The sequence below is a fragment of the Alkanindiges illinoisensis DSM 15370 genome, assembly GCF_000619845.1.
GTDB lineage: Bacteria > Pseudomonadota > Gammaproteobacteria > Pseudomonadales > Moraxellaceae > Alkanindiges > Alkanindiges illinoisensis.
In genome coordinates this window covers 17,327-37,770 of record NZ_JHUX01000009.1, presented here as the reverse complement: position 1 = coordinate 37,770, position 20,444 = coordinate 17,327, and the positions used below count along the sequence as shown (strand labels likewise).

Here is a 20,444-nt window from a genome sequence, read left to right as displayed (position 1 = left end):
ATTATTACAAAGCTTTCGTTAACGAAAGCTTTGTAAACATTGGAACTAAGACAGTCTTAATCCCCTATTTTGCTTTTGCTCAGGATGCCGGATCAGCTTTTTAGCTAAATTTTCCGGCTCTACACTATTGCTCTCAACCTGTTGATGAGTGGCGGCAATACTACGTTCTACCACTTTTGCCTTATTTTCCTGAAGCTGGGCAATGGCCAGTGCTTGCCGTAACTGGGTTTTTACCACTTCAACGCCCTGACTACGCTTTAAGTCGTTCCAGTCCGTACCCTTATCATCTGCCCTAAACTTAGGTGTAAGCACAAAACCCTGGCTGGCTTCAGCGGCCTGCTGTGCCTTTTCAATGCCCACGTTTAAATTATGGGTATGCCCGGCTGCCCGGCGCTCTGCTTCCTTGACATGATCATTGTCGGCAGCAATATACAGCTTACCCGGCTCATATTGCTCACGCAGGGTCATGGCCACTGCATTAAGGTTTCCTGAATCAAAGGCAACCGCAACCACCTGATTGGTGACTTCACGTAGGGTTGCAGCGGTTGCAAAACCCTCGGCAGCAATGATCGGTTTGCCCGGCTCAGGCTGGCCAAGCAAAAAGAAGTTTCCTGATTTCTTGCCGTCTTTTAAAAATGACTTAAACCCATTATGGCCAATTGTCTGCATCGTCCATAACTTTCCATGTGCATCGTATGCCGGAACAATAAGATCACCTTTAGTTAAAACGATTGCATCAGGATGGGCTTCACGAAGTTCTTTGGACTGCTTCCAGTCATTGCCGATCAGGATGCCTTTATCAGCCAGTTGCTGATTACCTTCAGGTACTATTTTTAAGCCATGTGGTAAAACATCTTTTTCCTGTAAATAGCGATGGGTAATACACGGTTCGGCAAAATCCATAATCAGTTCAGCTTTTTCTGCAACCTGCTCATATAAATGTTCTTGCTGGGTCGCATTATTCTGGCGACGCTGGGCAGCTTCAGCACGTAGCCTGGCCGTGTTGACAGCTCCATCCAGCTTGCCGGTTGATTTCCATTTTTGCTCAAGGCCAGTTCTAAAATTCTTGATATAACCGGCTGGCCGTCCATCTAAATGACCTTTATAGGCTCCACTTAGCTCTGATGATGTATCGCCTTCCACCCGGACACGTTGCAACTTGCCGTCCATCTGGGGTTCGCCCTCAATCACTAAACCGGCTTCACGTAAGGCAGCGGCAAATTCAACGCGCGGATCAGCCACTTGCTGATGTGGTAAGTCCACATGAGCATGATGGTCAGTATAGGGCTGGTTTTCAGGTAGCCAACTCTGAAGTGGCGTTAAATCGGTGCCTTCAGGGGCATACCACAATTTTTGTTCATTGTCCCATCTGGCACCACACTCTTTGGCAGCGTCACGTTCCTCATAAGGAACGGCCAGAAAAACATTTTGATCACTGGTATTTTCTTTTAACTCAACCGGTAGTACCGGTACAGTGATGAGTAAGGTATTGTCATTATCGTCAGGCAACCATTTGCTAAATGGCTCTTGGCTGGTATCGGCAGCGATATACCAGGCTTTTTCCTTTCTATCCCATTTTGCGCCCAGTTCCTTGACACTATCCTTATCGGCAAACGGAACGGTTAGATAAACCTTCTGGCTGCTGGCCGGATTAGGTTCAGGATTAATGGTATTGGTTGCTTCAGGCTTAATGTCCGATGCTATCCATTTATTAAATGACACATTATTTTGATCGCTCATAATATACCAAGCCTTTTCTTTTTTATCCCATTTTGCCCCTAACCCTTTCACCTCATTTTTCTCATGGTAGGGTACATCTAAATAGATTTTTTCCCGCTGGCTCAAACCGGCAACCGATGCCTCAATGTGAACGCCGCTAAAGAACGTCTCTAGGGCCTCTCGCTTGTCGTATGCCCCATTATCCCGGATTGGTTCTCCTGCACTGTCGAAGATCGTAACCTGCCACTGGCCTGCTGCTTTGGCTGATTTCTCAATCAGGATATGGCCACCCTCGGTATGCGGCAGTGAAATACCAGTAAATTTAGGATTATCAAAATTTTCCCGGATCAGGTTATCCAGGATACTTTGACGATAGGGTGCATTTTCTGACTGGTAAAATTCACCCTGTTTATTCAGTTCGGCCAGTTTGGTCAGGCCTGCCAATAATGACTGGTTGCGCTCATCGTTAGATACTTTGGCAAGCTGGGTGATTTTCTGGTCAAAGTCCTTTTGCAATGCCGCCCTTAAACTGTCCCGCTGCCAGACTTCATCTGACGTGTAACCTGTACCCTGGGTTCGTACCTGCTCAAATTGCGTTAAAACTTTGCCGTCCACTTCCATCAGGGACTGCACGCCGGTTTTCCGGTCTTGGTCGTAATATTCGATCAGGTAGGGGGATGCGCCGTCGCTGGTATCCGGGTTTCTGCTGACATCGGCACGGTAGCCCATGTTTTGAGCATACTGGCTAATGTGATTCCATGAATCCAGTGGATTCGACAAACCCGGATGGTTGGCCTTATGGGTGGCAAACTCATCTAGTAAATTGGTATCAATCGGGTTAACCGGTTTTAGCCGGTTTTCATACCGGTCTATCATGTCGGTCAGGATAGGTGGAATGACTTCCGCGATATTGGTGTTGTAGGGCAGGAATTGATTATTTTCGATTGCCCGGACAAAGCCATTCCCGCCAATGGTGTTTGAAAAAGGCAGGATGCCACTGTCGTTAAAATAATTGACCTTGATTTTGGATAAGGCAATATTGTCCGGGTTTTCTTCAATATCAAGTTTTGCAGTATATCCCCTGCTTTTGGCAGCCTGTTCCAGAAGTTGCCAGGCCTGTAATGGCGAGGTCAGGTTGGGGGTATTACTTGGCTGGTAAGCCTGATCAATTTTCGTTAACGAAAGTATGGACTGATCTTCAGTCTGGGTCTGTTGCTGCTGTTGCTGGAATGCCATGACAAACTTGGTAATTTGCTCAGCATCACGTGCTGCCCTGAAAATTTCCTTGGCGTCATTTTCAAGCACCTTTACCCAGCTTTGCAGATAAGCAACATGCTGGCCGGGGTCATGGCCAATCTGCAACTCCTGACCGATCATCATGGAAGCAATTTCAGCGCGTAACTCCTCTTTGGCGTAACTCTCACTGCCAAAGCCACCGGTTAAATCCCGATTTAACCGGCTGGGATGGCCAGTCGCATGGCCAAGCTCATGCAAGGCTGTTGCATAATATTTATCGCCACTATCAAATTGCTGCCGCTCTGGCATGGTGATTCTGTCTAAACCTGGAGAATAGTAGGCCTTATCACCACTAAGATGCCGGATCGGTACACCGGACGCATTTAAAATCTGTTCGGCTTGCTGGTGACGCGCCCATTCTTCCTTTAATGGAATGGTTTGTGTCAGTGGGGGCAGCCCGTCAACCTGATTGGCATTAAAGACCGTCGCAAAAAATACCTGGGGGCGCTCAAGCTGGATTCTTACTTTTTTGGGTTTTCCGTGTTCATCCAGTACTGGCTTATTATTTTCATCCTTGATAACTTTTTCATCAAAAAATTTCCAGTAATGAATTGATGTGCCTTTTTCACCCTTTTTAACCTGGCCACCTAAGCCTTGTGCCTGCTTATAGGTCATCCAGCGCGGATCGTCATAACCCTGATATTCGGCCTTGGACATAAGGTTAATCAGGTTCATGCCATTATAGGGTTTAGCGGTTACTACATTGATCGGCAAACTGGCATTGGGTACACCAGGCTGCCAGGGTTTTTGCCAGGGTGCGGTATTGCTTTTAATCTGCTCAATTAGTCGGCTGGCCAGCTCATCAACATACTCTTTTTTCATGGCTGCTCCCCACTATCTGCAATTGCATCTTCCCAAGCACTTGCCACTTCACGGGGATCACTGGCCACTGCACCCCACGCATCCGCTTCATCCGGGTCAAATTCTACCAGTACACCCGGAACACCCAGCATATTCTGGTCACTGGTGATAACCGGTTCCTGCATTTGTGTATCTAAAAGTTCAGTATCAAATTTTTGGTCTTTAGGCATTGGCATAATATTGCTCCTGTTTTAATGGCCATACGGCTATTGCTGTTTTAATTACTATCGGGCTTACGGGTTGGACGAACAAAAATGGTGGTGTCATTACCATAAATCTGGGGGGTTAAATCCTCACGGATAACGGCCTGGTTCATTGTTGTATTCGGTGTATAGCTAACTGTTGTCGTTGTGGCTCTGGAAGGTTTGTAATACTTGGCCACATAGCCGTTTCGCAAGCCTTTGGTTAAATTACCGGTGTTATAGGCACTCAAGGCCGCTTTTAAGGCTGCCTGCCCTTCACCATGAATCAGCTTTGCCCGGTCATAACCATCATTTAATAGACGGGCGCTCAAGCGCAAATTGGTGCAGGGTTCAATGACCTGCTCCACACTATAGCCCCAGCGCATAAAATTACGGCTGTTAATCTGGGTAAAACCAACATCAACGCTATAGCCTTTGGCTATCCATTTTCTGGCAATAGCGATAGCTTCCTCTTTGGTTCTGGGTTTGACGCGAGGCCCATTATTAATATTAATTGCATTGGGGTTATAGGTACTTTCGACCTCAATCACTTTGGTAATGGTTTGCGGGTGAACATCAGCAGCACACGCTAAAACATCAGCAGGGATAATCATTATTCATTCCTATGACTAGGTTAAACATTGTTGTTTTGAGTGCGAGACTTTACCGGTTATCCAGCAAAATTTTTTGACTTTACTCACCCATAGCGGCCTGGTTTCCCCAAGGATTGCGCTCATGGGAATTGCCCCAAGGTAACGGCTGTCATAACTGGCCTTGTTATACGTGGACACTGCCCAGAAGGTTCCGGGCGCAACCAGATAAGTACCTAAGCCCACACTGGGGATTACATGGCCATACGCATCACGATGGATGCGGCCTGCCATTTTCCGGCCATTGACATAAATCGCGTCACTGGTGAGCTGTACCGTGTCGCCGGGCAAGGCGGCAATGGGTTTGGTAAAACTGTCTACCGGCTCGCTACAGCGTCTTAGCCAGCGCAGATTCTGATGGCCCAGGTGATAATTTGCTTTTACATATTCACTTAAAGTTGGACAAAATGTGACAATGCGCCCGTGCTCTAAAATGACCGGCTGCTTGCTGATGTACCATAAGCCGGGTGGCAGGCTGTCCGATACATTCACCAGCATGTTGGACTGGCTTAACGCCAGCGCAACCAGTCCAAAACCGAATAGGGCACTGACCAGCTTGTGACGCCGAATGCCCTGTAATATCGGCTTCATGTCCCCTCACCCATGACAAACTCATCAACGGCATCATGTGCGGTTTGCTGAGTACCAGCACGCGGCCGGATGATCTGGGATTCTTTTAAGGCAGGCACCTTAACCCGCTTTTGAAACGTCGGGTCAATAAAGAATAGGGATTGTTCGCCATAGACCGGATTGTTACCCGCGACAAATACCAGTAAATCTCCGGATTCTACAATTTTAAGTCCATCCGGGCTTTTCTTGGGGGCTTTTAGGCGTAAGCATTCATCTGGGGTTAACAGGGGACGCGCAAACGAATGAAATGTCCGGTTAACATTGCCCATGACGGCACCAAACCGGTTGCCACTGGTTGAGATTTCTTCAGAATGCTGGGTTTTCTGGCCAGACATTTTAGAAAGCCATTCTGCGGTTTCCAGTTTATTGGGTGCATAGGCAATACGCACATGGCAATTTGCAGAAATGGTTTCCTCACGGCCATACGCATCACTGGCACGTAACTGTTCAATATCCTGGGCTATCAGGTAGGCCTTGATGCCATAACCAGCAATATACGGCAGTGCATCTTCAAACACTTTCAAGCGGCCAAAGCCTGGGAATTCATCCAGCATCATCAGTAGCCGGTGTTTATGGGCTGCTTTAGCTGCACCATCAGCACCTATTTTCATTTCCTCGCGGATCAGTACCCGTAGAATCTGGGTCAGCATCAGGCGAATTAATGGTTTTAACCGGTCTTTATCCCCTGGGCGTACTACAAGGTATAAGGAAACCGGTTTATCCGCATCCATCAGGTCTGAAACGGTAAAGTCACTGTATTTGGTGTTTTTCTCAACAATCGGATCACGGTAGAGGGTTAAAAAGGATCTCGCTGTTGAAATAATCGAGCCACGTTCTTCTTCAGGCGTGTTCTGCATATCGCGCGCTGGTGACGCAATATTAATATGTGCTGCTCCATTTTCACCATACTGGTTAAACAGCATGGCATTCCAAAGCTCATCAATCGGCTGGCTTGGGTCTGAAATGGTCATGGCCACTTCACCAAGGCTCGCAATACCGCCGGTTTCTTCCTTTACCCGGTACAGGGTATACAGGATCACACCAACCAGTAAGGCGCTACCGGTCTTAGACCAGTGGTCATTTAAGCCCTTCCCTTCGGGATCAACCAGAATCGTGACAAGATTCTGTGTGTCACTGACTTCATACGGTGTCCCCAAGCGAATCTCGGCCAGTGGATTAAAACTGGCACTGCCATGTTCAGCAGCCGGGTCAAACTTAATGCAGATATTATTGGCATACTGGCTGCGCCAGCCTGACGTCATTGCCCATAACTCGCCTTTCATATCACTGATCAGCATCGAATGCGGCCAGGATAAGGTCGTTGGAACCACAAGGCCTACACCTTTACCCGAACGGGTTGGTGCAATACCAATCACATGCTCAGGGCCATTGTGCCGTAAATAATGCAAACGTCCTTGTTTATCGCGGATTGCGCCAACATAAACGCCCTCGCCTTTTTTACCCTTTTGCGGTAATAAGCCCATATCCGGCAGCTCGTCAAACTCAGCCCAGCGTGCCGATCCATGAATATCCTTATTCTTGCGTGATGACTTGGTAATCAGGCCAATGGTAAAGACTGTAACCAGAAATAGCAGGCCTTCCGCAATCAGGACACAAATGATCACCAAATCCAGTTTTGGCCGTAAACCCTGACCAACGGGGACGTTATACTGTAAATACCAGACTAAAAACCTATAGGGGGCATACAGTGAGCCAACCAGCGGTTTGCCCAGGGCAGGATGATGATTGAAAATAGTCACCATCTTTTGTGTGGCCACACTACCAACCACCATAAAAGAAAAAATTAAAAACAGCATACCCATTAAATAAACCAGGGGTGCTGAAATACGCTTATTCTGACCTTCTAAGTCTTTCATCTTGATTTACCTCGTTTTATTGCTTCATCTTGTTGATTTGATTGTTGTGGCGGTTGTTTGGCAAGCTCACCCATTTTGCGGGTGCGTATTTTTTCCATATCCTGATTGGCAAATGTGACATTTAAACGGTGCTCTACGGCTGCCTCAATCAGTGCATTTTTAAAATCATCACTGCCATTAATTTCTAACGGGCGCGCGCCAAACTTATCCTTGGCCATTGTCAGGGCTAAAAATGCGGCTGGCTGGGTAATCTGCTCGACCTGTAAATCCGCTTCCCGGTCAACAATGCTACCCCCATCCCGAAGCTGGTATACGATAGAGCCGTTTTTTCTCACTTCTGGTTTTAAGGAATGGTAAATAAACGTCTTTTCCGGCAAGCCTAGAATCTGGTTGTCATAGAGCTTAAAATTATCCTTAGCCCGTTTACGCAAGCTTTCAACGGCAAGCTCATCACCCTTTAAGGCCTGCTGTTTTAGAAATTGTGGCCAGTCGAGTAATTTTGGAATAGCCTCACGCTGCTGCGCCTGTTTTTTCTTGAATTGCTGGATAAATGCCTGACGCTCATTAGCCAGCTTTTTCCATTCCAGCTTGCGTTCGGTACTGCGTAGTTTTGATTTTTTGATAATCTGGCTACGGGCTTCGTGCCAGTGTTGCAACTGCTGGTAGAATTTTGCACTTTCAGCTTGTAGGGTTGCCCTGATCTGGCGCTGCATGATCTGGCGGTTTTTGCGGTCAACCAGATATGATGAATATAGGGGGCTACCCTGTTTACTGGCCAGTGGTTGTTTATGATTCTGATAGCTTAGGCCTGCTGCATTTCTGCCCATGCGATTTCTAGTCCATCGCAATCTTGCAAATTGTTCGGCTCTTTTTTGCTGTATGTCTCTAATCTCATCACCCGACAAAAGCATTTCACTTCCTGGCTGTTGACGAACCATATCGCCCCCGGACAGCGAACGCACAGTGTCAAGGGACGCTTGGCCATTGGTAAGCGAGCGATGACCTTGCTCATCCATTCGGAAGGCTCCAAATGCGTCACGTCCCCCTGCTCTGCCATGACCATTTCCTGTAACTGAAATTCCAGCGTTTCCAGGGAATGTTCCGGCTCTACCGGCTCTACCGGCTCTATCGTTTCCAGGGCTTGCATGGGTGTCTGCGGGTCTATCTCGGTGCTCATGGTTAAACTCCTCAAACTCACCTAAATGATCGGTTAATTTTCTAAATGAAAATTCCCTGGCAATGCTGGATGCTTTTATGGCAATGCCTTCACTGTTTTTAACCACAAGCCCTGCCCCACGCTTGGCAATAATTAAGTCATGGTCGGCTAATAGCTCGTGCATTCCCTGCCAGCTTGTCGCCTCTTTCATTTTTTCTTTTAAATTTTCGTTAACGAAAGAAATAAGGCTTTGCTCATCATTAAAGATTTCTTGGCTGCTGGCTTGGGTTTGATTTTTACTGGTGTGGTTGGTTTTGGTAAGGCCATATTTTGCCTCGATGACCTCACACTCTGCCATTAAGGTCTTATAGTCATAAAATGGCTCAATATTATTGTAGGTGTCCGGGTGAACTTTGTTGATCAGGATATGTAAATGCAGATGGTCAGTGTCATTATGGGTGGCTGATACCCGTTGATGTTCGTCAAAGCCAATGGCCGCGCATAAATCATGTTCGATATTTTCTAAAATCTGCGCGTCAGGCTTTTCATGGATGGGAAAGGAAATAATCAGGTGATAATTCTTATCCGATTTGGAACGGGTGTTTAAAGCTTGCAGGGATTCCATTTCAATTAAAGCCATGTCCAAATCCTGACTGGCCAGATTGGTAAAGCGGATATCCCCTACTTTTGATCCAGCATCCACGCCTTGCAAAGCTGAACGGTTTTTCACGTCCACAATGTAGCAGTAAGTTTTGACTAAACTACGACTAGCACTTTTCTTTGCACGCTTGGCAATCATTTCCTGATTCTCGTAACCTCAATTTTAAGTTGCGTCTGCAACTCGCCGATTTGATGCAGCAGCTCATTAATCTGTGGCCGGTGCGCTTTTGCATCCAGATGCTTGCCTTCATCCGTTAATAGCAGTTTTAACAAACCACCTAAACGTCCTAAGTCAGCATTGATCCTGACCAGCTCAAGCACGGCTTTGGCATCGCTCGTGGATTTTGGCTGATAGCCTAAACTCACATCCCGAATGTAATTTGATACCGATAAGCTGCACTGTTTGGCCTTTTCCTCAAGCAGTAACTTTTCTTCAGGTAAAAAATAACTGGGGACTGATACCCGGTTCCGCTTGCCCTTTTTCGGCCCCGCTTCCTGTTCGCTATCGACCATCGTGACAACCCTAAAAACCCAAAACGCACATTCTTTATAAATCTTGCTCAATGAGCAAGATTTTGTTTTACCGACAGGTAAAACCGACCCCGTAGGGCAAGATGACACGTTGAGCTGAAAGCGAATAAGTGTAGGTGTTGTCATGGTACATGCTTGCATGTAATATTACAACACACATCTTGCCTTCCAATATTAAACTGTAATCGCCTATAAACGCTTATAATAGACTATAATCGCCTAGGGGATGATCAGAAACACCAAAAGGGGGATTTATCGCCTATAAACGCATAAAATCGCTTATAGAACGAAAATGTAATAGTTTATGAGCATATAAACGCTTAAAATCGCTTATAGAAGCATATAAACGCTGATAACAAGGTCAAGATGAAACAAAGAGCTAGGCGAAACACCGGGCTAAAACTTTGGCTCCAGAATTTTGAAAAATTTAATGAATTATTCCTTCAGGGATACTCATTACTGGATATTTATGAGGAATTGCCAACCGTGAAAGAAGGCTTGTCCTATAGCCAGTTTCAACGAATCAGTGCGGCTAAGGGCTATACCCAGACTGCGCGCAAGACATTAAGCCAGCTAAAAATTGCACCTGTGGTCAGTACCCCTGACTTGCCAGTGGCCACTGAAGGCTTGCCAAAAATTGATGTACCCCATAATGAAAGTTCACCCGCCCTCAAGAAAAAAACCGGGAACGATAGCAGCATAAAAAGTTTTAACTTTGATCCAAACCCAAACCCTGACAATTTAATCTGAGGATAAATAATGAGTACAGAAAATCATAAACCGGCTGAAGTTAATCTGATCTTGCAAGGCAAGGGCGGTGTCGGAAAAAGTTTTATCGCCTCAATCCTGGCGCAATATTATTTAGAAAAAAATGAAACGCCGCTGTGCATTGACACTGATCCGGTGAATGCAACCTTTTTAGGCTATAAAGCATTAAATGCCCATCGCATTGAGCTGATGCGCGAAAACAATGTGATTGATACCCGTCAATTTGACAGCATGATGGAAATGATCATTGAAAGCTCACAGGACGTGATTGTCGATAATGGGGCAGCTTCATTTATTCCATTGTTTGGGTATCTGGTGGAAAACAATGCAATGGAAATGCTCAAGGACTGTGGCAAGCAGGTCGTGATCCATAGCGTCATTACCGGTGGCCAAGCCTTGATGGATACCCTAAACGGCTTTTCGCAAATGGTGAACAATACGCCGCCTTATGTGAAAAATGTGGTCTGGCTCAATGAATACTTTGGCAAAGTAGAGGTACAGGAAAAAAGCTTTGAAAAGCTAAAGGCCTATACCGATAACAAGGATAAAGTGTCCGGTATTATTACGATCCCTAAACGGGCTGCCCAGACGTTTGAGCAGGATATTCAGCTTATGCAGGATAAACGCTTAACCTTCAATGAAGCAATTACATCAAGTGAATTTGAACTGATGGCCAAACAACGGCTTAAAATGATCAAGAAAAGCTTGTTTGAGCAACTTGATATTGTGATGTAGGTGACCTATGAATGAGGATTTTATAGCTGAGCTGATCGCTGAAGTCGCCAAGAAGCATCATGTATTACTGGATAAATCAGATCCAATTTTAGTAACACTCACGCTCAATGAATTACTATTGAAACGCTATATCTCAGATTTTCAGCTTAAAATGGATGAATATGAGCAATCCATAGCAATCCTGCAAAGTGATTCCATAGAGGCCTCAAAAAAAATCGCAAGCCAGCTTATCACTGAAAGCGGCCAGTACATGAAGCAGCAGTTTCAAAAGTCTGTCGATGAGGTCTGCGATCAGATTAAGGCAATTCAGGTTCAGCAAGCCCAGCAAGTTATCAACCCTAAGCCTGAGCTGGACAGGGTAACGTTACTGCTATACGGGCTAATTGGCCTATGTGCGCTTATTTTATTGGCTCTCATTATAATTTTCTTCAAAATCTGATTGACAAATGAAGTAAAACTCACCAATAGACTTTCGTTAACGAAAGTCTATTGCTCATTGGCAAGATTAAAAGCATAGCCAACCAGCGTGTTGTAATTAAAAATCACGTTTTTATCTTTAGTCACTTCCAAAGATAACCGGTAAATCAATAAATCCGGTGAAACTTTCGCACGTTTTGCGATTTCATACAGATACTTTAAGCCTTCAACCTGATTTTTACGGTTATCAAAATCCGTCAGTGTCGGCTTGATGATTTTATAATTGGCTTGGTTGATGCCTGTGTTGATAAAATCCTGCAATTCCTGATTCGGACTGGTTCCAGCCACTTTTCCAGTACCAGCAGGCTTATCAAGCGTGAGCTGTTTTGGTTTTTCAGCAAAATCAAATTTCAGGCCGGTAACTTTTCGTCCCGTTCTGACATTTTCATAATTGACCATAATGTCTGTGTGGGCATTGATCTGGTCAACAGCAATGTCAATCACACGGGCTTTTAAATCCTTAATATCGTCGTATTTACCCACTACATTAAAGAAAATACGGATTTGCTCCAGTGTCAGGATCAGCACTTTATCCTTAAAGTTTTCCTTTCTTAAAAACCGGTAAAACTCCATTGCATACAGGCTATCGAGTTTCATCAGATAACCAATCTTGTTAACTGTAAAATTGCCGTTAACCAGCTTGGTAAAATGCGGTATGACTTCCGGGGTAAAGCGCAACTCTAAAGCATGTTCATCCTTATAATAGCGAATGCCACTTAATACCGGCACCACAGTGATTGAATCACGTTTGGGATTGTTTAGGTTTTTTTCCTCAAACTCAACCGATCTGCCTTTAAGGGTTTCAATCGCCCTGAACATAACCTTTTTTGCAGATTCTTCTTTCTGGCCAGTTAACTCGGCAAAGTTTTTTGAATGCACTTTGACATAGACATTACTGTCAAAATTTTTCATGTTTCTGGCAGCCACCATTGCCAGATAAATGATCTTGATCTCGTTAATGGTGACTTCAATATTGGTATCTACGAGTAAATTGCTGGTAACCAGTAAATCGTCCGGTTGCACATACAAGGCGAGCTGGCTGTTACTGTTTTCCGCCATTATTTTTATCCATTCATTCTTTGACTAACACTATTGTAAACCTAAAAAAGGAATAATTGAATTATAAAGTCCTTTTTTGAAAAAAATTATACGAGATAGAATGTTAGATAAATTATATGCTTTAAATCATAAGTTTATAATATTAGGGGCAATTGTAAAATTCGGGACAAAACGTCCTTTTTTAGATTTATCTTGGACAAAGCGTCCTTTTTTAGATTCTAAAGTAGAACAAGGCGACTTAAAACATGACCCTAAGTTGAAAGATTTCATCTAAAGACTGGATAACAAATACTCAAAATGAGAATCAACATTTAGTCAATCTGACTTTACATCTAAAAAGGACATGAATAGCTAAGATTTAGTCCAGCTTAGGACAAAACGTCCTTTTTAAGACAAAACGTCCTTTTTAAGATTAAAAATTAAGCTGGTTTTGGACAAAACGTCCTTTCTATGGTGATATTTTAATCAAACCTACATGCTGGCCGGACAAAACGTCCTTTCCATGGTCATTTATTAATCATTATTTGGACAAAACGTCCTTTTAAAAGCTGAAATTTAGGTTATTTTTGGACAAAACGTCCCTTTTAAGACAAAACGTCCTTTTTAAATGGACAAAATGTCCCTTTTAATCAGACAAAACGTCCTTTTTAAAAGGACAAAGCGTCCTTTCTATCTGGACAAAACGTCCTTTTTAATTTTCATAAGCAATTGATAAATAATTGAAAAAATCTTTCCTAAAGCTTTAAAGCTTTTAAAGTTTTTATAAAGCTCTAAATATATATATATTTAATATTAATTATATAGTATGATAATCATTACCACGATATTTCCAAACCTGTCAACAAATATTTTTAAAACTACATTTTTCTAAAAACTTGATCCAAGATCGATTAATCATATACCTTTAAAATGCGATAGGAAGCGATTCCAGCGCATTTAACTAAAAAAACAAGTTACCCTAGCTTATAACATTTATAATCGCTTAAAACGCAAATGGTGAGCTTTTATCATATTGTTGATTTTGTATTTCAAAAATAAAAAAAGCAGCATGAGCTGCTGCTTTTCACGGTTAAATTTTATTCCCCAGCATAGCGTCTAATCAGCATAAGCAGTTTTGCAGTACCGGTATAAAAATTGCGGGTTCTTTCAAAAATTTCTTGAGCATCTATGATGGCCTGATCGCCATGCCTGTAACCGGGAATTGAATCCAGTGAGTGTCGATTTAATAGCGCGTTGATTGTTTCGTTAGGCAATAACTTGATGATATAAACATCAAAATCTTCATACCAATATTCTCGCGTGTAACCATCATTCCAGTCTACAAAATCAACATTGATGAGATTAAATGCCAAAAGTTGAGTATTGAGCTGTTGTTCTTCCGGGGTCAGGTTTGATTTAAGTGGTAATTTTAATTCAGTTGCAGTAGACATTTTTACTCCTTCGCGGCCTTGGCCACACATGAAAATGAAAGTATCGGGTTGTTGCTGCCGATGATTGTATTATATTAAATAAGCATGAAATTTACAATAACACTTTACATAATATATCAATTTTAAATGAAGTGCTCAGGGCATGATAGTGTTGGAAACTTTCGTTAACGAAAGCTTCTAAATAGCTTAAAGCTGGAAGTCAAAGCCAAGTTGTTCATTGCCATATCCTATGATTGGGGTGGTAATGAGAACTGATCCTTCTTGAACATAAAAAACTTGTGTTTTTTTATATTTTTATCAATTTTGAATTCTAGCTAAACCTAAAGCTCGTTAGATCACTAGAAATAGTTCAGTAACTGACCCTATATATACGTTAAGCAATAGATATAATATTGTTCTAATATACTGAAATTTATGAAATGTGGGGAGTAACATGGTAGATGCATATCATTATCCACCAGAGGTATTGAGTTTACTTGTTGATACCATTCCTCTGCTTTGTCGTAGCAAACGAGATGTTGTGCTATTTTTTCAGGGTGCTGGTGTAGCTCCGGAAGATATCCATGAAGTACAACACTTAGTAAATGCAACACCTGAAGCAATTAATAAATTTGATATTGTTCGAAATGTTTTGACAAAGGTAAATCAACGGGGCGATAACGGACTTCGTGCCCGTCGCGAAATTTTAAGGCGTGTAGTGGATTTTGAAAGCTTTGAAACTTGCTGGCCAAATGACCAATATAAGGCTAAAGGATTGGTTGCCAGTATTAGGGAAGCCGTAAATAAAAAGGATGCTTTTACTCGAATGAAACAGGAACGAGATGCTGAACGGAATTCTCGAATAGCTAAACAACAGTCAGAACGTAATGCAGCTGCAGAAAAACGCGCAAAGATTGAACATGTTAACCAGTGTCTTTTGGCGTTATTTAAAATGGATGATAAGCCACAGGAGCGAGGAAAATTATTGGAAAAGGTTTTAAATGATTTATTTCGTGCTTATGGAATTTATGTTCAGGAAGATTTCCGCCGTAGAGACCCTGATAGTTCAGTCATTGTTGAACAAATAGACGGTGTAATTGAATTAAATGGACAAATCCATCTTGTAGAAATGAAGTGGCTTAATATACCAGTAGGAATAGGTGAGTTTTCGCCTCACTTAAGCCGATTATTCATGCGTGCAAATGCTCATGGAATTTTTATTGCAACAAATGGTTATGCAGCATCAGTTATTTCTGAGTGTAGAAATGCACTAACCCAGAAAACTTTGTTTCTATGTTCTTTGCAAGAATTTGTCATGCTATTACAACGTCAAGGTGATTTGTTAGAACTACTACGAAAGAAATCACATGCGGCCATTATAGACAAAAATCCATACTTGGAAATTTTGTCTTAAAAAGTCTATTAGGCTGTGGTTAGGGAATTCCACGCATGTTATAAATTTTCTTTAACGAAAGTTTATAACCATTTTTCAGCTCACTGTGTATAAGAAGGCCTAGCCAAGGTTTGTAGAATTTTATCAAGTTCAGTCTTCGACATATTCTGGCTAGATAGCGAGTAATAGCGCTGGTTCACCACATAATGCACGTTGTATATTTCGTTGCCGTTATCATCCTTAATGGTTTCCAAGGTCATCGGAACATTATTAATGTTGTAGTTCAGGCTTTCCTTGAGTACTTCTACGGTTGCATTACTCTTAGGGTCTAAGTACATTTCGGTAATTTCAAACTTCTGATTACTCTGTGGGCTTTCATACAGGCGGTACAATGATGAATAGCCGCCTGCACTGGCACCGCCGGAATACCATTTGCCAGTAAGCGTTAAATCAGGGATAAGGGTGGCAATCTCAGTAGGTTTAAAGCTTAAAGGCTTATCTTGTTTTAACATGGCGTGTTTTTTATCCAGATGGCTAAACTCATCGGTTTTTTTGCCGCCACTAAAACTGCCATAACGCTGTAGGTTGTTTAAACGCTTTTCAAGAAACTGTTTTTCGTTTTTATCCAAGGTGGTGTTATTTAAGGTGGTATAAATCACCCCATCCGGGTTTTTGTCACGGCGGCCTTTTAAATCGGGCATGGATGGATCATCGGTTACGGGACTAGAATTAATGTCCAATAATGAAGCTGGGTTTTGCTGTACCGTTGTCGGGTTATTCATGGATGAAGAGGATAGGGGTTTAGCACTACCCTGTAGCTGCTGATCTGGGCCTATGCCATTACCAATCACAGTGGTTTGCTTCACCTCTTGCGATTTGATAAAGATGAAAACAAGCCCTACCAGGGCAATGGCCAGTAGGGCAATTAACAATACTTTTTTAATATTCATGCGCTGTCTGCATTAGAGGAATTGGCCAGGGTGTAAATTGCAATCTGTGGCTGATGTGTTAAAAGACACGATACGGCCAGAATCGAGGGTTTCCCGGTGCGCGCCTGTGATATACCAAAAGGTAGGATCACTAATTGGATCAACATAGCCAGCTCTTACCCGGTAACCAGCAGGGTTGGTGCTTTGATTGGATCGAGCTGGAACCCTCTACGGTTGGTCTGGGAAGTCTTGGCATACAAATTATAGTGTGTCCCGGATAACGCATCATAAGATATGGATTCGTTATACCAGCCATAGCCGTAACCAGGAATATAAGCCCTGCAATTACCACGACTGAAGGCTTCTGCGGCAACGGTTGCTGCCATCGCCTGCGTTGATGCAAGTAAGGCCACTGTACAACCAAGGAAGTACGCTTTCATTCACTTTACCTCTGGGGAGTAGGGTATTGGAAAGCCGTTTATAGCGTGGTCAATATGGCGATATATTTATAGTCATGTACTGAATGATTTACTCAGTATGTCTGAATAGTAAATTTATATAAACGATGTTGATTAGATTTAACTGGTTTAATAGAAAATATTAATAATGGCTACCGATTATTTTAACTTTCTAATCTGTTGCTTTAGCAAGTCCAGTGCCTTTTGTTCCATGCCTCTGATGATAACGGCAAGATGTGGGGGAACCCGGACGGTAATGGTTTGCCAATCACTCGGGTAATTGACCTGAACATATTTGTCATAAACCTTGATTAGCGCATCATTTAGCCACTGCCGGGTTTTGCTGAACTGATTGGCAACTTCGGTGGCTGGCATGCCTTTGACCATGACCAGGTAGCAGGCCTGTTTACGTTCTTCTGAAAAGTTTGCCAAAGTGGGCAGTAGTGCATCATATTGTTCTTGTGTCAGAATGCCCTGGTAGCCTGATTTTTTCATCATGATAATGATTCCATCATGGGCAGAACTTTCGTTAACGAAAGTTCTGTATGTCTGATCAACTTTGCAGCTCAAGCTGGGCGGTTGGATACTGCTGCTCGATTTGTTTTAAAAATTCTTGGAGCTGCTGGGTAATCTGTTGATGCTGCTCATCACTGCCGACCAAAGAAATACTGATAAACTTGAGATCATGGCCTGACTTGAATGACTCATTGGAAGACTGCTGGCCAATTGACCGGTCTTTAGTCCCTGCATTGTCATTACTATCAAAATTTTCACCGGCTTCAGCAGCTTCATACTCAGTATTATCAGGCCGACTAGCACGGTCTACAGAAGCTTCATCCTGCTCAGCGATAGGGCTAGCCGCTTTGGGCTTATCCTTTTCCTTTAACTTGTTTAAAAACGCATTGGCGGCCTGCTGGGTAATAATGTCAGAACTGTCCTTAAAGGAATCCAGCCATTTGTCAATTTGATGAGGATATTTCTTATAGGCCGAGCTAATGGCATATAAGGCTTCAAGGTCGTTGCAGCGTTTCATGTCATACAGGAACTTGAGTTTTTCAGGCATTTCAAGCAGTTTTAAATGCTTGGATACCCATGCCGGTTTTGCACCAAGCCGTTTTGCAATGTCTTCTTTTTTAAGGCGCTTGGCCTTATCTTCATGATTGGCCAGCTTATAAATCTTCTGAGCAATCTCAAGCGGTGTTAAATCCTCACGCTCCAGATTATCAATCATTTGATTGATTTCATCATGCTGCTCATCAATAAACGCCGGAATGGATTTTAAGCCAAGCAGGGTAGATGCCCTAAAACGTCGAGCACCGTTATTAATAATAAAATGCCCGGACTTGTCAGGATTGGGGCGAATTGAAATAGGGGTCAATACCCCATTTTCCCGAATGGTATCCGCCAGTGCCTGTAATTTGTCTTCATCGAACACCAGACGGACGTTTAACGGGTCTTCTTCAATCAAGGCAAGGTCAATATGCAGTTGATCCTTGGTATTCTGGGTACGGCTTGGCTTGCCAACCAGGGAACCGATATTTAAGTTATTGAGTGCATCCAAATTCATCATTATTGTCCTAAATTGATTGATATATTTTAGAAACGACAGCTTTCATTTCCTTGCCCACATCACGGGCAGAGGTCTTGCCAAGCCGCCATACCGGGATGCCCTGATCCAAGGCCTCTGGTATGGCCTGACGCTCATTAATCTTAAATTCAGGGTCGAGCAGGTATTGTGAGTAGGACGTCTTTAGCTGTTCCAACAGGGTGAGCTGGCGATGACTGACCCCTTTAACCCGGTTAGGAACAATCCCTAAAAAATTCAGCCGAGGGTTATATTGTTCCTTAATGTTGTTTAGGGTGTTGAGGATACTGGCAATCCCGGCTATGGAAAAACTTTCAAGCTCAATCGGGGATACCACGCTATCACTGACAATAAGCGGGGCAATCTGTAAGGCACTAGCGGTTGGGGCGGTATCGACAATGCAAATGGTGTCATCATCAATAGACTTGATGAGTTGATTCATGTTCTGCACAAACAACTTTATATCCAGGTTATTGACCAGGCTGGCATCACCTTTCAATAAAACAGCATGGGGTAGGGGCATATCCAGGCTAAAGTTGTCCTGAAATAAACTGCTGGCCGAAGCCACCGCCTGAAAGTCAGTCTTACCCAGTACGCTTGAGCTGTTACCTTGTGGGTCAAGATCAATGAACACCACTTTTTTACCCAGCTCATGCAGGTAAAAAGCAATATGCAGGCTCAGCGCACTTTTTCCGACGCCGCCTTTTTGATTTGCAATCGTAATTATTTTCATAAAATGTCCTTGCCCCTTAACCGCCAAAATTTATAAAAATTGCGCCCAATGTAGCACCAAATAGGGAATAAAACACATCGCCTATGACTGGGTTACTCATCTTAACTCCTTCGTAGCGTTAGCCACACATCAATAAAAAGTTCTAGTGAACAATTTCAGTATCTTAAAAAATATAGTGTGTTGTCAATAACACTTTACATTAATTCAATACTTTTTGTTATGACGCCAAAGATGAAATTTTCGTTAACGAAATTTTTATCTTCTAATAGCTGAATTTGCATTGTAGCTCAAAAGTGCTACAATAAACTTACCAAGACAGGAGTAAATACCATGAACACTAAAGCCGATGTAGTTAGGGCAAGGGTTGACGGTGATATCAAACAGAAGGCCGAAGTGGTGTTAGGCTCAATAGGTTTAAGCATGTCTGACGCAATCAGGATTTTTTTGCATCAGGTGATAGTCCGTCAGGAGTTTCCGCTTGAACTTAGAGTTCCGAACGCTGTGACACTCGCTGCCATGAAAGCACCTGTTGAGCCGCAGACCTACCCAACAGCAAAAGCACTATTTGTTGAGTTAGATAATGCTGATAATCAGGATTAAAAAGCAGTTTAAAAAAGATTTAAAACGGGCATTAAATGATCCTAAAAAGGATACAGATTTACTACTACAGCTTATTGATGAGCATTTAGTGAAAACAGGAACTGTCCCGGATGAATATAAGCCACATCCCTTAGTTGGGAACTGGAAGCCCCACATGGAATGCCATGTGCAACCGGATTTCTTACTGATCTGGGACGTGGATTGGGACAATCAGGAATTGATTTTAGCCCGGTGCGGATCACATGCTGACCTGTTTTAATTGATTTTTATCTTATAACTGCTCAAGTCGTTTAATGGCATCAATTGGGCAGTTTTTTTTATGTGCTTCCCATGCCTGAAGGTTACGACGATTGAGTTTCAAGCCTTCAGCAGCCTCATCAATACTCAAATTTTTCCGTAGACGAATCGTCTTAAAGACATTACAACGCTTAATGGCAGTACGTTCATTAATATAGGCCTGTTGCAGTAAGGCAAGCTGATTACTGTCCAGATTTAAAAAAGTATCCAGCCTTTGATCATCCATTTTTGTTTTGGTGTCATTTTCCAGTTGCTTCAGCCGGTTTTGCACCATTGTGCTGGCCGAGGTATGGATTGCCGTAATGGTATTGTGTAGCTTGGTTTGGTCAATCGGGGTGCTAAAGGTCTGATTGTCCTTGTTGGCCGCCAGGATCGGATTGGCTAATTCTTCTATGGCAAATAATCTACCAATGGCATGATAAGGCGTATAATTCATAAG

At 43.1% G+C, this 20,444-nt stretch carries 22 protein-coding genes; 7 read left to right on the top strand and 15 right to left on the bottom strand.

Translation table 11 applies throughout. The annotated features are described in order from the left end of the window. Positions 1–45 precede the first annotated feature (45 nt). From Q337_RS19035 to Q337_RS19120, 7 genes are read right to left on the bottom strand one after another with little or no spacing between them, the layout of a single operon-like run. On the bottom strand, positions 46–3,837 hold the full coding sequence (locus tag Q337_RS19035; RefSeq protein ID WP_051526879.1) for a DUF5710 domain-containing protein: 3,792 nt from the start codon (positions 3,835–3,837) through the stop codon (positions 46–48). Beyond that, a complete protein-coding gene (locus tag Q337_RS0113025) occupies positions 3,834–4,052 on the bottom strand; it encodes a hypothetical protein (protein WP_026471961.1) in 219 nt (72 codons plus the stop codon). Before Q337_RS0113025 ends, Q337_RS19035 begins: the two co-directional genes overlap by 4 nt. A 41-nt stretch (positions 4,053–4,093) precedes the next feature. Beyond that, on the bottom strand, positions 4,094–4,672 hold the full coding sequence (locus Q337_RS17780; RefSeq protein ID WP_051526878.1) for a lytic transglycosylase domain-containing protein: 579 nt from the start codon (positions 4,670–4,672) through the stop codon (positions 4,094–4,096). 15 nt (positions 4,673–4,687) lie between these two features. Next, positions 4,688–5,299, bottom strand: a complete 612-nt coding sequence (locus tag Q337_RS0113015) for a S26 family signal peptidase (RefSeq protein WP_026471960.1) — start codon at positions 5,297–5,299, stop codon at positions 4,688–4,690. After that, complete coding sequence (locus tag Q337_RS17775) at positions 5,296–7,215, bottom strand: type IV secretory system conjugative DNA transfer family protein (protein WP_084494844.1); 1,920 nt, start codon at positions 7,213–7,215, stop codon at positions 5,296–5,298. Before Q337_RS17775 ends, Q337_RS0113015 begins: the two co-directional genes overlap by 4 nt. Then, positions 7,212–9,170, bottom strand: a complete 1,959-nt coding sequence (traI, locus tag Q337_RS18440) for a TraI/MobA(P) family conjugative relaxase (RefSeq protein WP_026471959.1) — start codon at positions 9,168–9,170, stop codon at positions 7,212–7,214. The genes Q337_RS17775 and traI overlap by 4 nt, the downstream gene beginning before the upstream one ends. Beyond that, the gene (locus Q337_RS19120; protein ID WP_211253617.1) at positions 9,167–9,688 is read right to left on the bottom strand and encodes a plasmid mobilization protein; all 522 of its coding nucleotides are present in this window, start codon (positions 9,686–9,688) and stop codon (positions 9,167–9,169) included. The genes traI and Q337_RS19120 overlap by 4 nt, the downstream gene beginning before the upstream one ends. A 240-nt stretch (positions 9,689–9,928) precedes the next feature. Here Q337_RS19120 and Q337_RS0112995 point away from each other — a divergent pair, with 240 nt between their 5' ends. From Q337_RS0112995 to Q337_RS0112985, 3 genes are read left to right on the top strand one after another with little or no spacing between them, the layout of a single operon-like run. Continuing rightward, complete coding sequence (locus tag Q337_RS0112995) at positions 9,929–10,312, top strand: hypothetical protein (protein WP_156935804.1); 384 nt, start codon at positions 9,929–9,931, stop codon at positions 10,310–10,312. Between the two features lie 9 nt (positions 10,313–10,321). Continuing rightward, positions 10,322–11,065: a nucleotide-binding protein gene (locus Q337_RS0112990; RefSeq protein WP_034280368.1), complete on the top strand. Its 744-nt coding sequence runs from the start codon at positions 10,322–10,324 to the stop codon at positions 11,063–11,065. Between the two features lie 7 nt (positions 11,066–11,072). Continuing rightward, on the top strand, positions 11,073–11,504 hold the full coding sequence (locus Q337_RS0112985; RefSeq protein ID WP_026471955.1) for a hypothetical protein: 432 nt from the start codon (positions 11,073–11,075) through the stop codon (positions 11,502–11,504). Between the two features lie 47 nt (positions 11,505–11,551). On the opposite strand, the gene Q337_RS0112980 is transcribed toward Q337_RS0112985, so the two are convergent. Next, positions 11,552–12,601 carry a replication initiation protein gene (locus Q337_RS0112980; RefSeq protein WP_026471954.1) on the bottom strand — a complete coding sequence of 350 codons (1,050 nt, stop codon included), beginning with the start codon at positions 12,599–12,601 and terminating at the stop codon, positions 11,552–11,554. 100 nt (positions 12,602–12,701) lie between these two features. Here Q337_RS0112980 and Q337_RS0112975 point away from each other — a divergent pair, with 100 nt between their 5' ends. Beyond that, on the top strand, positions 12,702–12,875 hold the full coding sequence (locus tag Q337_RS0112975; protein WP_156935803.1) for a hypothetical protein: 174 nt from the start codon (positions 12,702–12,704) through the stop codon (positions 12,873–12,875). A gap of 802 nt (positions 12,876–13,677) precedes the next feature. On the opposite strand, the gene Q337_RS0112970 is transcribed toward Q337_RS0112975, so the two are convergent. Next, complete coding sequence (locus Q337_RS0112970) at positions 13,678–14,031, bottom strand: hypothetical protein (protein ID WP_156935802.1); 354 nt, start codon at positions 14,029–14,031, stop codon at positions 13,678–13,680. 433 nt (positions 14,032–14,464) lie between these two features. Here Q337_RS0112970 and Q337_RS0112965 point away from each other — a divergent pair, with 433 nt between their 5' ends. Next, a complete protein-coding gene (locus tag Q337_RS0112965; protein WP_026471951.1) occupies positions 14,465–15,424 on the top strand; it encodes a restriction endonuclease in 960 nt (319 codons plus the stop codon). A gap of 80 nt (positions 15,425–15,504) precedes the next feature. On the opposite strand, the gene Q337_RS0112960 is transcribed toward Q337_RS0112965, so the two are convergent. From Q337_RS0112960 to Q337_RS0112940, 5 genes are all read right to left on the bottom strand, one after another. Further along, complete coding sequence (locus Q337_RS0112960; RefSeq protein WP_026471950.1) at positions 15,505–16,353, bottom strand: hypothetical protein; 849 nt, start codon at positions 16,351–16,353, stop codon at positions 15,505–15,507. 155 nt (positions 16,354–16,508) lie between these two features. Continuing rightward, positions 16,509–16,772: a hypothetical protein gene (locus tag Q337_RS19250; RefSeq protein WP_228133137.1), complete on the bottom strand. Its 264-nt coding sequence runs from the start codon at positions 16,770–16,772 to the stop codon at positions 16,509–16,511. Between the two features lie 177 nt (positions 16,773–16,949). Next, on the bottom strand, positions 16,950–17,288 hold the full coding sequence (locus Q337_RS0112950) for a TrfB-related DNA-binding protein (RefSeq protein WP_084494843.1): 339 nt from the start codon (positions 17,286–17,288) through the stop codon (positions 16,950–16,952). A 55-nt stretch (positions 17,289–17,343) separates the two neighbouring features. Further along, entirely contained in the window at positions 17,344–18,360 is a 1,017-nt protein-coding gene (locus Q337_RS17760; RefSeq protein WP_084494842.1) for a ParB/RepB/Spo0J family partition protein, read from the bottom strand. Between the two features lie 7 nt (positions 18,361–18,367). After that, positions 18,368–19,108: a ParA family protein gene (locus tag Q337_RS0112940; protein WP_026471948.1), complete on the bottom strand. Its 741-nt coding sequence runs from the start codon at positions 19,106–19,108 to the stop codon at positions 18,368–18,370. Between the two features lie 330 nt (positions 19,109–19,438). Between Q337_RS0112940 and Q337_RS0112935 the strand changes: the two genes are divergently transcribed. Continuing rightward, positions 19,439–19,708, top strand: a complete 270-nt coding sequence (locus Q337_RS0112935) for a type II toxin-antitoxin system RelB/DinJ family antitoxin (RefSeq protein WP_026471947.1) — start codon at positions 19,439–19,441, stop codon at positions 19,706–19,708. Further along, complete coding sequence (locus tag Q337_RS0112930; protein ID WP_026471946.1) at positions 19,689–19,967, top strand: type II toxin-antitoxin system YafQ family toxin; 279 nt, start codon at positions 19,689–19,691, stop codon at positions 19,965–19,967. Before Q337_RS0112935 ends, Q337_RS0112930 begins: the two co-directional genes overlap by 20 nt. 12 nt (positions 19,968–19,979) lie before the next feature. On the opposite strand, the gene Q337_RS0112925 is transcribed toward Q337_RS0112930, so the two are convergent. Beyond that, positions 19,980–20,441, bottom strand: a complete 462-nt coding sequence (locus tag Q337_RS0112925) for a helix-turn-helix domain-containing protein (RefSeq protein ID WP_026471945.1) — start codon at positions 20,439–20,441, stop codon at positions 19,980–19,982. Positions 20,442–20,444: the final 3 nt, after the last annotated feature.